15 protein-coding genes are annotated in these 17,287 nt (G+C 31.1%); 13 read left to right on the top strand and 2 right to left on the bottom strand.

The window, feature by feature from the left end:
* Window positions 1-65: 65 nt before the first annotated feature.
* Together MST30_RS00590 and MST30_RS00585 are read right to left on the bottom strand one after the other, a co-directional pair.
* Window positions 66-836, bottom strand: a complete 771-nt coding sequence (locus MST30_RS00590; RefSeq protein WP_243472476.1) for an O-methyltransferase — start codon at window positions 834-836, stop codon at window positions 66-68.
* Window positions 837-884: 48 nt separating this feature from the next.
* Window positions 885-2,747, bottom strand: coding sequence for an ABC-F family ATP-binding cassette domain-containing protein (locus MST30_RS00585; protein ID WP_243472475.1), 1,863 nt, complete (start codon window positions 2,745-2,747; stop codon window positions 885-887).
* Between the two features lie 108 nt (window positions 2,748-2,855).
* Here MST30_RS00585 and MST30_RS00580 point away from each other — a divergent pair, with 108 nt between their 5' ends.
* From MST30_RS00580 to MST30_RS00520, 13 genes are all read left to right on the top strand, one after another.
* The gene (locus tag MST30_RS00580) at window positions 2,856-3,656 is read left to right on the top strand and encodes a polysaccharide biosynthesis/export family protein (RefSeq protein ID WP_243472474.1); all 801 of its coding nucleotides are present in this window, start codon (window positions 2,856-2,858) and stop codon (window positions 3,654-3,656) included.
* A gap of 3 nt (window positions 3,657-3,659) precedes the next feature.
* Window positions 3,660-6,143, top strand: a complete 2,484-nt coding sequence (locus MST30_RS00575) for a polysaccharide biosynthesis tyrosine autokinase (RefSeq protein ID WP_243472473.1) — start codon at window positions 3,660-3,662, stop codon at window positions 6,141-6,143.
* Window positions 6,144-6,164: 21 nt separating this feature from the next.
* The gene (locus MST30_RS00570) at window positions 6,165-6,755 is read left to right on the top strand and encodes a sugar transferase (protein WP_243472472.1); all 591 of its coding nucleotides are present in this window, start codon (window positions 6,165-6,167) and stop codon (window positions 6,753-6,755) included.
* Window positions 6,752-8,047 carry a nucleotide sugar dehydrogenase gene (locus MST30_RS00565; RefSeq protein ID WP_243472471.1) on the top strand — a complete coding sequence of 432 codons (1,296 nt, stop codon included), beginning with the start codon at window positions 6,752-6,754 and terminating at the stop codon, window positions 8,045-8,047. The genes MST30_RS00570 and MST30_RS00565 overlap by 4 nt, the downstream gene beginning before the upstream one ends.
* A gap of 21 nt (window positions 8,048-8,068) precedes the next feature.
* Window positions 8,069-9,046, top strand: coding sequence for an SDR family oxidoreductase (locus MST30_RS00560; protein WP_243472470.1), 978 nt, complete (start codon window positions 8,069-8,071; stop codon window positions 9,044-9,046).
* Between the two features lie 105 nt (window positions 9,047-9,151).
* On the top strand, window positions 9,152-10,093 hold the full coding sequence (locus MST30_RS00555; protein ID WP_243472469.1) for an NAD-dependent epimerase/dehydratase family protein: 942 nt from the start codon (window positions 9,152-9,154) through the stop codon (window positions 10,091-10,093).
* 61 nt (window positions 10,094-10,154) lie between these two features.
* Window positions 10,155-11,030, top strand: a complete 876-nt coding sequence (locus tag MST30_RS00550) for an ABC transporter permease (RefSeq protein ID WP_441372796.1) — start codon at window positions 10,155-10,157, stop codon at window positions 11,028-11,030.
* A 1-nt stretch (window position 11,031) separates the two neighbouring features.
* Window positions 11,032-12,330, top strand: coding sequence for an ABC transporter ATP-binding protein (locus MST30_RS00545; RefSeq protein ID WP_243472467.1), 1,299 nt, complete (start codon window positions 11,032-11,034; stop codon window positions 12,328-12,330).
* A complete protein-coding gene (locus MST30_RS00540) occupies window positions 12,317-13,006 on the top strand; it encodes a sulfotransferase family 2 domain-containing protein (protein WP_243472466.1) in 690 nt (229 codons plus the stop codon). The genes MST30_RS00545 and MST30_RS00540 overlap by 14 nt, the downstream gene beginning before the upstream one ends.
* A 36-nt stretch (window positions 13,007-13,042) precedes the next feature.
* On the top strand, window positions 13,043-13,975 hold the full coding sequence (locus tag MST30_RS00535; RefSeq protein ID WP_243472465.1) for a glycosyltransferase family 2 protein: 933 nt from the start codon (window positions 13,043-13,045) through the stop codon (window positions 13,973-13,975).
* An 8-nt stretch (window positions 13,976-13,983) separates the two neighbouring features.
* Entirely contained in the window at window positions 13,984-15,213 is a 1,230-nt protein-coding gene (locus MST30_RS00530; RefSeq protein ID WP_243472464.1) for a glycosyltransferase, read from the top strand.
* On the top strand, window positions 15,214-16,185 hold the full coding sequence (locus MST30_RS00525) for a glycosyltransferase family 2 protein (RefSeq protein WP_243472463.1): 972 nt from the start codon (window positions 15,214-15,216) through the stop codon (window positions 16,183-16,185).
* Entirely contained in the window at window positions 16,182-17,276 is a 1,095-nt protein-coding gene (locus MST30_RS00520) for a glycosyltransferase family 4 protein (RefSeq protein WP_243472462.1), read from the top strand. Before MST30_RS00525 ends, MST30_RS00520 begins: the two co-directional genes overlap by 4 nt.
* Window positions 17,277-17,287 lie beyond the last annotated feature (11 nt).

Genomic DNA, 17,287 nt, shown 5'->3' with positions numbered 1-17,287 from the left:
AATCCTTTGCAAGATAAAGAATTTAAAAATCTGTTTGCCAATAAGACGTTAAAGTTGTGGGCTTGTTACAATCTAATTTTAAAATGTTCTTTGGCTTGTTCTTTTCTGAAGAATACAAAGCCCAAATGAAAACAATCTACAGTAACAGTAACAGTATTATGAGACTTAATATATTCCCAAGCTTCGGTCATTTCTTTGGACCAATAGATATCGTCAAAAATGAAAATGGAGTCGTTATGTGCTTTAGATAAAAGTGCTTCAAAATATTGAATTGTTGCTTCCTTATTGTGGTGACCATCAAAGTAGACGCAGTCAAAATGCGTTTGGTCTAATTTTTTAATTTTTGAAGCAAATGCACCAATGTTAAAGTTGGTGTTGTTGACGTTTAAATTTTCAAACTGGGATTTTGTAAAGTTTGAAGTGTTTTTACAGCCTTCAATAGTTGTGATTTTTGAAGTTGGATTAGCTAAAGCATAAGCATAAGTTCCCATTCCGAGAGAAGTGCCTAGTTCTAATACAGAACTTAATTTAAAATATTTAGCAACTCGATATAATAGTCTGGCTTCTTTTTTTGTACTACTAGACGTTGAGACCATTTGACTCACTTTTCTTTCTTCATTACCTAAAGTTTTTGAGCCTTCGCCTAAGTCGGTTATTTGTAGAGTTACTTTTGAAGCTTGGAGTAATTTTCTATAATTCTGAAGGTCTTTGTAAGCGTTGTACTTCTTCTTATCATATAAACATTTAGTTACAAAATTATATACAAATGGAGAGTGTACACCGTGTTGATTGGTGGCTTTGAAAAGGAATTTTATGTATTGTTTTATTTGATACATATTAAGAGATTGCTATGGTAGACAAAAAGTGTCTTCTTCGCAATGACATTAATTTTCTAATTTTTCGGCCAATTCAAACCAACGCAATTCTTTTTCTTCAATAGTATCTATAATAACTTGCAATTTTGCTGAAAGTTTATTGATGTCATCTTGAGATAAATCTGGATTGTTAAACTTAGCTTCCATGGCCTTTTTGTCTAATTCCAACGAACGAATTTTAGATTCTAAATTCTTGTATTCTTTCTGTTCGTTATAGGATAGTTTAGTGGCTTCGTTTTGTTTAACAGCTTCAGCATTGTCTACCTTCTCTGTGTTTTCCACTTGCTTTGATTGGCTACTGTCGTAAGCCCTAAAATCTGAATAATTTCCTGGGAAATCTTCAATAACGCCTTCGCCTCTAAAAACAAAAAGATGGTCTACAATTTTATCCATAAAGTAACGGTCGTGAGACACCACTAAAAGCACACCAGGAAAATCCATCAAGAAATCTTCAAGTACGTTGAGTGTTACTATATCTAAATCATTGGTTGGCTCATCGAGAATTAAAACATTAGGATTCTGAATTAAAACTGTACACAAATACAATCGCTTTTGTTCACCACCGCTTAATTTTTCAACAAAATCATATTGTTTTTTACGGTCAAAAAGAAAGCGTTCTAAAAGCTGTTGAGCACTTATTTGTCTGCCTTTTGCCAATGGAATATAATCACCATATTGACGGATAACATCAATAACTTTTTGTTCTGGTTTTACTGTGATGCCTCCTTGGGTGTAGTAACCGATTTTTACGGTTTCTCCAATAACGATTTTACCACCATCAGCATTTAGACTACCTGTTAATAGATTTAAAAAGGTCGACTTTCCGGTTCCGTTCTTTCCAATGATACCAATACGTTCGCCTTTTTTAAAGGTATAATCAAAACCATCTAAAATTTTCTTGTCTTTAAAAGCCTTGGATACATTATGAAACTCAATGATTTTACTACCAAGGCGTTCCATATTAATTTCAAGCTGAACTTGATGGTCTTTTCTACGTTGGTGGGCTTTCTTTTTTATTTCAAAAAAGTCGTCAATTCTGCTTTTAGATTTTGTGGTGCGCGCTTTTGGTTGTCGACGCATCCAGTCGAGTTCTTTCTTGTATAGTTGTTTGGCCTTGCCAACTTCTGTAGCTTCACTTTCTATACGAGCTTCTTTCTTTTCTAAGTAATAGGAATAGTTGCCTTTGTAAGTGTATAATTGCCCTTGGTCTAATTCTATAATCTCGTTACAAACACGCTCTAAAAAGTAACGATCGTGAGTAACCATAAAAAGGGTTTGCTGGGTTTTTGCAAAGTAATCTTCTAACCATTCTATCATTTCTAAATCGAGATGGTTGGTAGGCTCATCTAAAATTAAGATATCTGGTTTGCTCAATAAAGCTTGTGCCAGTGCAAGACGTTTACGTTGGCCACCAGAAAGAATGCTCACTTTGAGACTCAAATCATCTAGCTTTAACTGAGACAAGATTTGCTGGTATTGGGTTTCAAATTCCCAAGCATTGTTTCTGTCCATAGCCTCAAAAGCCAATTGATAAGCTTCGGTGTCTTCGGGATTTTTAAGCGCTTTTTCGTAAGCTTCAATAACTTTTAAAATAGGTATATCTGAAGCAAAGATGGTTTCTTCAATTGTAAGTTTATTGTCTAAATCAGGTTCCTGATCTAAAAAAGCGAGACGAAGTCCTTTTCTAACGACAACCTGTCCTTCATCTGGTGTATCTTTTCCAGATAAGATATTGAGAATGGACGTTTTTCCGCTTCCATTTTTAGCAACAAAAGCTATCTTTTGGTCTTTGTGGATACTGAATGATAAATCTTGAAAGAGCACGAGTTCTCCATAAGACTTTGAAATATTTTCTACGTTGAGGTAATTCAAACTTTATAAAATTTTATGCAAAGAACGTAAATAAACCAAAAAGAAACCTAATAGTTTTGTTATTGGTGGTGATACATTATATTTGTCAGTAAACATCATATAATATCTATGAGAAGCATCAAGCTTTTGATTATTGCTCTTAGTTGCATTTTTATCTCGTCGTGTATTCCACATAAAGACACAATTTATCTTCAGAATAAAGGGAATGCAGTAAATGACACAATACCTTATAATTTGTCTGAAGTTCAGAAGCCATACCGTATTCAAATTGATGATATTCTGAATATTAGAATTAAAGTTTTGGATCAAAACAATACCCAGATTTTTAACCCAATTGGTGAGGCTAATTTAAATGCAGATAGTGCTGAGCGTGCCTATTTTGATGGTTTTACTGTAGATATTCATGGTAATATTAGGATTCCTAATCTTGGTATTTTAAATGTTTTAGGTTACACTGCAGAAGAGATTGAAAAAATGATAGAGCAAAAATTGCTCGATGAACAGTTTAAAGAAACTGCTAATATTTTTGTTACGGTTAAATTAGCTGGATTACGATATACCGCCACAGGTGAAATAGGTAATCCAGGCACTATAACACTTTTTAAAGAACGAGTTAACATATTTGAAGCAATAGCTAATGCTGGAGAAATACCATTAACAGGTAATAGAAAAGAGGTGATGATTATAAGGCAATATCCGCAAGGGCAAAAGATTCATAGTTTAGATTTAACAGATGTTAATGTTATGAAATCTCCATATTATTATATTCAGCCTAATGATATGATTTATGTTAAACCATTAAAACAAAAGTCAATAGGTACAGGAGAAACAGCTGTTTCTAGTATTTCTACAATAGCAACAATTGTATCGTTGGCAGCAACTACGGTTTTAATTTTTACTAGACTATAATATATGGATTATAAGGATTTTGAGGATATTGAATCATTAGAATCTCAGAGAGCAGGGTTTGATTTTAAAGGGTTTTTATTTAAAGCATTAAATCTATGGAAATTAGTTTTGCTCTGTATTGGTGTGGCTTTGATTGTTGCTTACTTCATCAATGTTAGAAAGCAAAACATCTACAGATTAGATTCCTTAATCACTGTAGAGAATGATCAAAACCCTTTTTTTACAGCCAATACTAGTATATCATTTAATTGGGGAGGTGTATCAGGTAAAGTGGGAAGTATTATCACGGCTATAAAAACCAGGACACACAATGAATTAGTGATTGACTCTTTAGAGTTTTATAAAGAGTATTTAAGGCAAGGTAAATACCATTTAATAGATATTTACAAAGAATGCCCTTTTGAGGTCGTTACAAGTAAATCAGCTCCACAAGTAATAAATAAAGCTTTAAAGATAAAAATTCTTGATAAAGAGAATTTTGAATTGTCTTATGAGTTTGAAAAGGAGAGTAGTGAAGTGCAGATATACAATACTAAAGAGAAAAAGTCCATAGACATAGAGCCTGGTTTGTTTAAAGAGGTATTTCAATTTGGTAAGCCAGTTCAATTACCTTTCTTTAATGGGGTTATATATTTAAAGGACGATTCAGCTTTAAATCCAGAGATAAATTATTATGTAAGATACTTAAATTTTGACAGCGTTGTAAATATTTACAGGAGTACAATTAACATAGAACCATCTTCTAAAGAAGCATCATCTGTTCTAAGACTATCATTGGTAGGAAAGAATAAATCAAAAATTGTAGATTTTTTGAATGCAACAACAGCTATTTTAAGTAAAACTGAATTGGAGCGTAAGAATCTTTATGCAACAAATACAATTAAATTTATTGATAGTAGTTTAGGAAATGTTGATGCAAAATTAAAGATTGTAACTGACGAAATGAATGATTTTCGTAAGAAAAATAAAGTTTTTGATGTTGAAGAAGAAATACTCCAAGTCTCAGATCAACTTAGAACATACGAGCAAGAACAATTACAAGAACAGTCTAAGCTCAATTATTTGAATACACTAGAAAACTATCTAAGAACAAGAACTGACTACACCCAAATAGCCGCCCCATCAACTGTAGGTATAACAGAATCAAATATTTTATCCAGCGCTAGTCGTATTATAGGGTTGTCTGTGGAAAGACGCAACTTAGAGTATAGCACTAAAGAAGGTTCAATTTTATTCGACGATTTAGATCGAAAAATAGATACTGAAAAGAATGTATTATTAGAGGCCATAAACTCTACAAGGAATACCATAAGTGTTCAGCTTAATACATTATCTAGAAAGATTGCAGGTTTAGAAGGAAAACTTATTGATCTTCCTGAAAATCAACAAGAATATTTAAAGATTCAGAGAAGTCTTGACATAAGCAGAGAGGCTTATGATGTTTATCAAGCAAAAAGAAGTGAGGCTGCAATTGTTAAGGCAGCAAATGTATCTGATATAACGGTGATAGATGAGGCTAAAGATATAGGGAATCCACCGATAGGGCCAAAGAAATCTCTTAACTATATGCTAGCATTAATGATAGGTTTCTTTGCGCCTATGTTTATGATATTTGTCATTTATCTTTTAGATAGTACAGTTCATGGATCTGATGAAATAGAAAAGATGTCTAAGATTCCAATTCTCGGGCTTGTTGGAAAATACCGTTATAAAAACAATTTAATTGCTTATGAAAAGCCGAAATCTGCGGTAGCTGAATCTTTTAGGGCTATAAGATCTAGTCTGCAATTTATATTTAAGAATAATCCCTCAAATACCAGAGCAAATACATTAATGATTACCTCTTCCGTAAGTGGTGAGGGTAAAACATTTACATCTATAAACATAGCTACAGTTTATGCGCTATCTGGTAAAAAAACTATTTTACTTGGGTTAGACTTACGTAAACCCAAAATCTTTGATGATTTTAATATTACAAATGAAAAAGGGATTGTTAATTATTTAATAGAGGATAGTGATTTAAATGAAATTGTAACCAATACACATATTGAAAATTTAGATTTAATTACCTCAGGTCCAATTCCTCCAAACCCTTCAGAATTGTTAATGGGAGATAGACTAAAAAAGATGATTAGTGATTTAAAAGATGATTATGACATAATTATTTTAGATACCCCTCCTCTTGGTTTGGTGACTGATGCTTTGGAACTAACACAATATGCAGACGCTACTATTTTTATGGTAAGGCTAGACTATACCAAAAAAGGTATGCTTCAATTAGTTAATTCTAAATATAGAACAGGGGAATTAAAAAATATAAGTTTTGTTCTCAATTTCTATAAACATAAGAGTAATCATAATTACGGTTATGGCTATGGTTATGGCTATGGTTACGGCTACGGTTATGGTGCTTATGGCAATGCTTATCATGAAAAGGATAATCAATCTTTTTTCAAGAAGGCTAAAAACTTCTTAAGACGATTATAACTCCTTTATATTTCTTAGATTTTGATTACAAAAAAACAACTCAGAACAAAACGAATATTTGATGTTCTCTTAGTTTTGTTGTTGTTACCTTTTTTAATTATTCCAATTATTGTCCTAGTATTCATAGCTTCTTTAGATACTAGAAAGTATGGTGTCTTTACACAAAAAAGAGTAGGTCAATACGGTAAGTTGTTTAATATTTACAAGATTAGAACTCTCAAAGAGGGTGTGCATCAACTAGGTCATTTAGATAAAAGCGCCACATCATTTGGTAAAGTTTTAAGACGAACTAAATTAGATGAACTACCTCAATTATTTAATGTTATTAAAGGAGATATGAGTTTTGTTGGACCTAGACCAGATGTTCAGGGTTTTGCAGATAAATTAGAAGGGGATGACAGAATAGTGTTATTGGTTAAACCGGGTGTTACAGGTGAAGCTACATTAAAATACAAGGATGAAGAAAAGGTGTTAGAACGACAAAAAGATCCAGATCACTACAATAGAACGATTATTTGGGTAGATAAAGTGAAAATCAACAAAAACTACGTAATGAATTATAGTTTTTATTTAGATTTGAAACTCATTTTAAAATCTATTTTTAACAGATGACACATTCTGAAGATAAAATTGCAATCATAGGATTAGGTTATGTTGGTTTACCATTAGCTGTAGAATTTGCAAAACAATTTTTTGTTGTTGGTTTTGATATCAATAAGCAAAGAATCAATGAGTTAAATTCTGGTGTAGACAAAACATTAGAAGTTGATAATGATAACCTTAAATCTGTTTTAACTTCAGATCTAAGTGCTGATAAAGGCTTGTATATAACAGATAATTTAGAAGCCTTAGCGGTAGCTAATTACTATATTGTTACAGTGCCGACACCAACAGATGAGTTAAAGCGTCCGGTATTTACACCACTTATAAAAGCAAGTGAAACTGTAGGTAAGGTGTTAAAGAATGATGATATTGTTGTTTATGAATCTACGGTATATCCTGGTGCAACAGAAGATGTTTGTATTCCTGTTTTAGAAAAAGTATCAGGTCTTAAGTTTAATAAGGATTTTTATGCAGGATATTCTCCGGAACGTATTAATCCCGGAGACAAAAAGCATACGGTAACTAAGATATTAAAAGTAACCTCTGGTTCAACCCCTGAGATTGCTGAAAAAGTAGATCAACTTTATAAAAAAGTTATTACAGCAGGAACGCATTTAGCTCCTTCAATAAAAGTGGCTGAGGCTGCCAAAGTAATTGAAAATTCTCAACGTGATATTAATATTGCTTTTGTTAATGAACTATCAAAAATCTTCAGACTTTTAGATATAGATACCAAAGCGGTTTTAGAGGCTGCTGGTACAAAATGGAATTTCTTGAAGTTTTCACCTGGTTTAGTAGGTGGTCACTGTATTGGTGTAGATCCTTATTATTTAGCGCAAAAAGCTATAGAATCTGGTTATAATCCAGAAATTATTCTTGCAGGTCGTAAGATGAACGACAGTATGGGAAGCTATGTTGCCACCGAAACTGTTAAGATGATGATTAATAAAGGAGCAACTATTAAAGGCTCTAACGCATTGGTCTTAGGTATTACTTTTAAAGAAAATTGTCCAGATATTAGAAACTCTAGAGTTATTGATATTATTGAAGAATTGCAATCCTATCATGTTAATGTAGATGTTTATGATCCTTGGGCTTCAACAGAAGAAGTAAAGCACGAATACAATCTAGATTTAAAATCCTCTATGGATGATTTACAATCTAATTATGATGCTATTATTTTGGCAGTGTCTCATAATGAATTTTTAGAATTATCTATTGATAATCTTAAATCTGATAACAGTGTAGTATTTGATGTTAAATCGTTATTGCCAATCAATTCAGTAGATGCTCGTCTATAAATCTTAAACACCAACCTTATCATGTACTCAAATCAATATCATAACCAAGATTTATCACAATTAAGTTTTTTAGTTACAGGTGGAGCAGGCTTTATAGGCTCCAATATTGTAGAGTATTTGTTAAAGTATGGTGCTAAAAAAGTTAGAGTACTAGATGATTTTTCTAACGGTTATCGCGAAAATTTAACTGAGTTTATGGATAATCCTTCTTTTGAATTATTAGAAGGAGATATTAGAGATTTGGAAACTTGCAAAGAAGCAATGGAAAGTATAGATTATGTGACGCATCAGGCAGCTTTGGGTTCTGTGCCTCGTTCTATTAATGATCCTGCAACTTCAAATGAGGTAAATGTTTCAGGATTTTTAAATATGCTCATAGCTTTAAAAGAAAGTAAGACCGTAAAGCGTATGATGTATGCTGCATCAAGTTCGACGTATGGCGATAGTAAATCCTTGCCAAAAGTTGAAGATACTATCGGAAAGCCATTATCTCCTTATGCGGTAACAAAGTATGTAAACGAATTGTATGCAGATGTTTTTGGAAAAACTTATGGTACAGATGTTATAGGATTACGCTATTTTAATGTGTTTGGACCAAAGCAGAGCCCAAATGGCGCTTATGCTGCGGTAATTCCACTATTTATGCAAGCTTTGAAAGACAATAAGCCATCTAAAATAAATGGTGATGGTGAGCAAACCAGAGATTTTACATTTGTGGATAATGCTGTACAGGCTAATATTAGAGGATTCTTTGCACCAAAAGAAGCTGCAAATGAAGTATTTAATGTTGCGTGTGGAGAACGTATTACAGTAAATTACCTTTGGGACTCACTTAAAGTTGCGGCAGGTTCTGAGTTAGATGCTGTCTATGGCCCACCAAGGCAAGGAGATGTAAGAGATTCTTTGGCAGATATTTCTAAAGCAGAAAAGCTATTAGGCTACAAACCTCAATATACGGTTAGGGAAGGTTTAAAAATTACTTGGGATTATTTTAATTAAGAAATAACCTTCAAAATCTTTTTTTTTAGCTAAAAATTTATATTTTGGTCAATATTCAATTGACTTTTATATTCCCTAAGTATATGGTCTTTAATTATTTAGTTAATGACAAATATTTTAATAACGGGAGGAGCTGGGCAATTAGGAAGTTCTCTAGCAGCTAAATTGGCTTTAAGAAATGACGTAACGGTTGTTATAATAGACAATTTATCTACAGGAAAGAGGTCAAAAGTTTTGCAAAATGACAACATAAAGTTCATTAGAGCAGACGTAAATGACTACAATGATATCATTTCAATCTTTGCAACATATAAATTTGAATATGTTTTTCATTATGCGGCAGTGGTAGGTGTAGAGCGTACTTTAAAAAAACCAATTAATGTTCTAAACGATATTGAAGGCATAAAAAACATACTTTCTTTATCAAAAAACTCAGGTGTAAAACGCGTCTTTTATTCAAGTTCTTCTGAGGTTTATGGAGAGCCTTTTGAAATTCCTCAAAACGAAAAAACTACACCCTTAAATTCAAGATTACCTTACGCTATTGTTAAAAATGTTGGAGAAGCTTTTTTTAAAGCCTACAAAAAGGAGTACGATTTGGATTACACAATTTTCCGTTTTTTTAATACTTATGGACCTATGCAAAGCAATGATTTTGTAATTCCGAGATTTGTGCGTTTAGCTTTGAACAATCAACCAATTCCTATTTATGGAGACGGCAGTCAAACACGATCGTTTTGTTACATAGATGATAATGTAGATACCTGTATTAATGCATTGTATAATGATGTGTATGTTAACGATGTGCTAAATGTTGGTAACGAAAAGGAAATTAGTGTTTTAGAATTGGCTCAAAAAGTTATTAAGATTACAAATTCTTCATCAGAAATTATTTTTCTTCCTGCACTTAAAGAAGGAGATATGAACAGGAGATGCCCAGATATATCTAAGATGAAAAAGCTTCTGGGTCGAGATTTAATATCATTAGACGAAGGTATAGAAAAATTGAAATACTTTTATAATACCTATACAATAGAAAAAGCATGATATTATAACCAATTACCTGTATTTCATTTCTTATATTAGCGTGAAATAATACTTGAAGAAAATTTTGAAAACTGCCGAAGAAAGCTGGCTTTACACAATTTCATCTAAGAAGAAGTTAATTGATTTTAATTTCAAGGAGATATGGAGATATAGAGACTTATTGGTTTTGTTTGTAAAAAGAGATATTATAACAGTCTACAAGCAAACAGTTTTAGGGCCTCTTTGGTATCTTATCCAGCCATTATTTACTTCATTAATTTTTACTTTAATATTCAATAATCTTGCTAATATTCCTACAGGAAATGGAGTGCCAAATTTTTTGTTCAACTTAGCAGGTGTAACACTATGGAACTATTTTAAGGAATGTTTGGTAGGTACCAGTGATACTTTTAAAAAAAATGAAAACATATTTGGTAAGGTTTATTTTCCGCGTGTAATTATGCCTATGTCTGTGGTGTTTTCTAACTTACTAAAGTTTGGTATTCAACTGTTAATATTTATAGCCTTCTATATATATTATATGTGGTTTTCACATAAAGATTACTCACTCACATTACAGCCAAACATACTTATGTTTCCGGTATTAGTAATTTTTATGGCTTTGTTAGGACTTGGTTTCGGAATGATAATATCTTCTATGACAACAAAATACAGAGACTTGTCTTTTTTGGTTCAATTTGGTGTGCAGTTGTTAATGTATGGCTCAGCTGTAATGTATCCTATGTCATATTTCAAAATAAAACTACCAGACTATTATTGGTTGATAGAATGGAACCCAATTGCTGTTTTAGTTGAAGCTTTTAGGACAATAGTTTTGGGACTTGGTGATTTGGATTATAATAAATTGATTTATGCTGCTATAATAAGCATTGTTACCTTTTTGGTTGGATTGATTATTTTTAATAAAACAGAAAAAAGTTTTATAGATACTATCTAGGATGAGTTCAGAGATTATTTTAAGAGTAGAAAACGTTGGCAAGCAATACCGATTAGGGTTGGTTGGTACTGGTACTTTAAGTCATGATCTTAATAGATGGTGGAGTAAAATAAGAGGAAAGGAAGATCCTTATTTGAAAATAGGTGAAACCAATAAAAGATCTGAAAAAGGAGAAACGGATTATGTTTGGGCAATAAAAGACATAAATTTTGAAGTCAAACGAGGTGAAGTATTAGGCATAATAGGAAAAAATGGAGCAGGAAAATCCACATTGCTAAAAATACTTTCGAGAGTAACTTCACCTAGTACTGGAGAAATTAAAACCAAAGGAAGAATAGCTTCGTTATTAGAGGTGGGTACAGGGTTTCACCCAGAAATGACAGGTAGAGAAAATGTTTACCTTAATGGTGCTATTTTAGGGATGACCAAAAAAGAAATAAATTCTAAGATTGAAGAAATTATTGAGTTTTCGGGTTGTTTAAGATACATAGACACTCCTGTAAAACGTTACAGTAGTGGTATGAAAGTACGTTTAGCCTTTGCTGTAGCAGCTTTTTTGGAACCAGATATTTTGGTGGTAGATGAGGTTTTGGCTGTAGGTGATGCAGAATTCCAAAAAAAAGCCATAGGGAAAATGCAGGATATCTCTAATAGTGATGGTAGGACAGTGCTTTTTGTGAGCCATAATATGGAAGCAGTACAAAAATTATGTACCAGATGTATTGTATTAAAAGATGGAAATATATCATTTGTAGGTAATGTAGATCAGGCCGTTTATATGTATCTAAACCTTTTTTCTGAGGATAAATTAAAAAAGGGTGATTATCCAATAGTATTAAACGATATTAAGATTGAAAAATTTACTTTACTAAATGAAAATAATTTCGAGACTGAAAACCTAATCTCAGGTAATCACTATAGATTTATGCTTAGTGTTACTAATAGAAATGATTTTGAAATGCATTTAAATATAAGAATTCAAATTTTTGATGAAAATGAAGGCTTATTATCAACATTAAATACATTTCACACTAATAGTACATTGAGAGTAGGTGAAGATGAAGTCGCAGAGTTTAATTGTATAATAGATAGACTACAACTTACCGAAGGACAGTATTTTGTAGGTATACAGATTATTGATTTGAATTCTAGAAATGAAATATATCATAACGATAAAATATTAAATATATCTGTTGTAAATGGTGATTACTTTGGTAGTGGTAAATTACCTAATAAGAAGAATCTAGGTAAGTTTTTGAGTAATTTTAAATGGGAGAATAAGATTAATGATATCGCATAAACATAAATGTATATTTATACATATACCGAAATGTGCAGGTACAAGTATATTCAAGTTTTTTCATCCAGAAGCCAAGATCAATTGGAAGATACCAAATTATGATATACTATATGGATGGTGTCCCGACAGAAAAATTCATCTTCAACATGCTACATCAAAGCAATTATTAGAGACAAATTTGATAACAGAAGAACAATGGGAAGAATACTATAAGTTTACTGTTGTTAGGAATCCTTGGGACAGGTCTTATTCCGATTATTTGTGGATATGTAAAGAAAGAAAAATAAGCGATTCTTTTGAAAATTATATGAATAGAACGGGTGACTTTATAGAGGTTTTCAATAATTCTGAAGTACCTGAATATAGAGGTGACCATTTATTAAGCCAAATTGATTTTTTTGACTTACAAGGAAGTCTGAAGTTAGACAAAATATTAAGATTTGAATCCCTTAATGTTGAAATGAATGAGCTCCTATCTGAGATAGGAATAAATAAAAAATTCAATTCTTTTGAGAATGTTTCAGCAAAACGAAATTCTAAACATTATTCAAAGTTTTATGATAAAAAGAGTAGACTAATGGTAGATAAGACTTATAAAAAAGACATTGATTTGTTAGGTTATAGTTATTTAGATAAAAGAAATCTTCTAGATAAGATTTTTAATTCCTTGAGTTAATATTTCATAGAGATCCTGAACGAGATGGAGCATTTAATGAAACCTTTTAATATTTATACTGTTATTGTAACATACAATGGTATTAAATGGATAAAGGAATGTTTAGATTCTGTTGTAGAGCAAAGTAAAGTTGTTGTCGTAGACAATCTTTCTACAGATGCTACGGTTTCTTTTATAAAAGAGTATTACAAAGATGTGATTGTAATTGAGCAAAGTGTAAATCAAGGTTTTGGAAAAGGAAATAATATAGGTATTAAATATGCTCTTGATAACAATGCAGATTATATATTGTTGATTAATCAAGATGCAAAGCTCAAAGAAAATTCGTTAGAAAAATTAAAAAAACTGTCAGAACAAAATCCAGATTTTGGTGTTATAAGTCCAATTCATTGTGATTGGTCTGGTAAATTTTTGGAGAGTTCTTTTTCAAAGTATGTCAATTATAAATTTAATAAAGATTTTTATTCTGATTTTGTTTTACAAAAGCCTAAGCAAAGCCTTTATCAAGTCCCTTTTATAGCAGCAGCATGTTGGTTTTTGCCAATGTCAACATTTAAAAAAGTTGGTGGTTTTGATCCTATTTTTTTTCATCTTGGAGAAGATGTAAACTTTGCGCAAAGGGTAATTTTTCATGGGCTAAAAATTGGTGTCTCTGCAGATTTGTTTGTTTCTCATGATACTAAGGATAGAGTTTATGAGCATATTGAAAGGTTTTCAGATGCATATTTTTATAGATTAAACTATCGAGAAAAAATTCTTTTTGCCGATATTAATTTTAAAAATTGGAAACGTAAATTAAAGCATAAAAAAAGCCAGGTTTTTAAAGACGCTTTATTCTTATTAATGCAGTTAAAGTTGAAAAAATTCTTTGGAGCTGCTAAAGAATATCGTTTTTATAAAAATTTAGAGATTGAATGCTCTAAAAGTAGGGTTTTAAATAAGACTATAGGTTCTCACTATCTAAACTAATGATTTAATTGAAGCTTAAAGTTATACATATACTTGATATTTTTCCTTCAAAATCTGAGACTTTTGTTATCAACCTTATATTAGAGTCCATAGAGAAAGGCTATTCTGCACAGATTTTAGCTAATAGAATTTTAAATTCTAAAGATTCTTCTCAAGAAAGTTTGCTATTGGAAAGTGGATTGTATAAAAACGCAGAAACATTCAATCCAAATATTCCGCAGAATAAATTAAAAAGAATCCTTTTGGCCATTAAAGTGTTATTATATAATATAAGATACATGCCAGTTTTTTTTAAGACCCTAAACACAAAACGTTATGGACTGAAGGCAAAGACTTTAAAAATGTGGTTTCAAGCTTCAATATTTCTAAAATATAGAGAAGCAGACATTTTTCATGCTCATTTCGGTAAAAATGGAAAATTATTATCTGAGATGAAAGATATTGGGGCGATAAAAGGGGATATAATCACTAGTTTTTATGGCTACGATACATTTTCAACAGATAATGATAGAACTTATTTTAAAAATTATTATAAGTCAACATTTGTAACATCCAATAATATAGTAACAAGTTCGAGGTATTTGTTTAATAACCTTATCTGTTTGGGTGTTCCCGAGCACAAAGTTTTAATCAATCCGGTTGGTGTTAATATAGATTTATTTAGGTATAGAAACAGGGTGTACAGTAATAGGTTACATATTATAACCATTGGGAGGCTTATTAGACTTAAAGGACAACATTTAGGTATTGATGTTATTAAAATTTTAAAGGACAGAGGCTATAATGTTCAATATACAATTATGGGAGATGGAGATGAGTACCATGCATTAATTGATAAAATAGAAAAGCTAGAACTAAAAGAAGAAATAACAATTCTTAAAGGTGGATCTCAAGAAAAGGTACTAGAAGAGTTATATAAAAATCATCTTTTTTTAATGACTTCAATAAAAGACGATTTAGGAAGAGAAGAGGGACAAGGACTGGTTGTTGCTGAGGCACAGTCTACGGGAATCCCTATCGTATGTTTTAATTCTGGAGGTGTGCCAGAAACAGTTTTAAAAAACAAAACTGGTTTTGTTATCGAAGAAGGTAATATTAATGAAATGGCTAATGCTGTCGAGAAATTTATTTTAACTCCAGATTTAATAGTATCAATGGGGAAAGACGCAAGGTGTTTTGTAGAAGAAAATTTCAATAACAAAATCCAAAGTCAGAATATTTTAAGGTTATATAAATAAGTGGAAAAACATTTAGTCTCAATAATAATTCCAGCTTATAATAGGGCCTCATTAATAGGTGAGACCTTAGATAGTGTTTTAAAACAAACTTATAGTAATTGGGAATGCATTATTGTAGATGATGGCAGTACAGATAATACTGTCGAAGTTGTTAGAACATATGTTGCTAAGGATGAAAGATTTAAGTTGTATTTAAGACCTGTGTGCAGACCAAAAGGAGCAAATGCATGTAGGAATTATGGTTTCGAAAAATCTAAGGGAGAATACATTAATTGGTTTGATTGTGATGATATTCTTAAATCTGATTTTTTAGAAAAAAAAGTAGAGTTGTTTAGAAAGAGGAAAGAGATTGATGCAGTGTTTTCTTATGGAGCATATTTTAATGCTAACAATAACATTATAGATAGTTCTAAACCTAAAAAAAAATATAGTGATATTTTTGATTATGTGTCTAATCAATTTCACTTATCAACTCCAGGGCCATTATGGCATCGAAATTTTTTGAGTAATAAAACCTTATTTGATGAAGAGAGACAAAAGATTCAAGATGTGGAGTTTCATTTTAGAATGTTTTTGCATCAATTCAGATTTGATTCTTATGAGCAGGATTATCTATTCCTCATAAGAAGAGGCTTTGATCGAATTTCTTCTAAAAAGACTTTGTCAACTAAAAAAATAGAAGATGTATTTACATATAATTATTTTACTTATGCTAGTAGTGATATAGTAAATACAGAGTATTTGGAGAAATACAAAAAAATAACGGCTTTAAATACTCTAAAAGCGTTTTATGAAATAATGGTTTATCAGAAATCAATAAGAAATAGATATAAAATATTCAAAAAATATAAGTCAGAAATTAAAAAAGTAACATCAGAAATGAAAAATGGATTTTCGGATTTTGTCAAAATAAATTTATTTTTAATTCTCAGTGTCACCATAAAAAAAGGTTTCTCATTACTTAATAAATGAAAGTAAACGTATTAATATCATATATTGGTTTGCCAAGTGATAAGATTGGTAGTTGGAACCTTATGTTTACCAGGTTACTAGTAGCTAAACCAAATCTTTTTACTCATATTATTTGCCCTAAATCGAGTAATTATGAAGATGATGAAAAGTATTATTATGTCAAACCACCAAAAATAAATTCGTATAAGTTCCAAAAAATTTTCAAGCATTACAGATATAGAAATTATTATAAACAACTAAAAAAAATCCTTAGTAGAGAAAGTGAAATTACAATCAATATTGTTGATAATATAAATATGCTTTTTACAATTCACCAATTATTGATAAAGGATAAGAATAGAGATAAGGTGAGGATTATTTATCATTTGCACGGTTTTGATATTGATATTAATAATAAGGTGGATTTCTATAATGCTGTAGATAGCTTATTAGTACTAACAAATACAAGCGCTATAATTCATAAAGAAAGATTAAGTGATTTTAATTTCTGCCAGATAAACCAGATATATAATGGTATAGATTCAGAAAAGTTTAAACCAGTACCACCTTCTGTTCAAAAAGAAATAAAAAAGCGGTTAAATTTGGATGAAAACAGTATCTATTATTTATGGCTCTCACAAGACAGAGAAAAAAAGGGTCTGCATGTAATTATAAACGCATGGCGAGATTTTTCTAAAGATAAACCTAATATTAGATTATTGGTTATAGGTACCGATAAAGACAAGTACCAAGAAAGTCAGGTGTCTTTTTTAGGGAAAATTCCAAATAATGAGCTTCCAAAATACTATCAGATTGCTTCATTTTTTTTATTTTCGACACTATGTAATGAAGGTCATCCATTGGCGCTTACAGAGGCGCTGATTTCAGGTTGTTATTGCTTGTCATCAAATATAGAGCCACTTCCAGAAATCTTGGATTATGGTAATTATGGGGTGTTAGTTGATAATCCTCAAAGTTCCATTTCTTGGATTAATCATTTAGAAAAAACATATCAGGATTATATAAACAATGGTCACAGATTCAAAATCCCGATATCAAAGTATAGTTTAAAGTCTTGGTTGAGTAATATGGAAAAGCTATTGCTAGAATAATAAAAAGATAT

It is taken from the genome of Winogradskyella sp. MH6, from assembly GCF_022810765.1.
Taxonomy (GTDB): domain Bacteria; phylum Bacteroidota; class Bacteroidia; order Flavobacteriales; family Flavobacteriaceae; genus Winogradskyella.
This window is presented reverse-complemented; position numbering and strand designations above follow the sequence as displayed.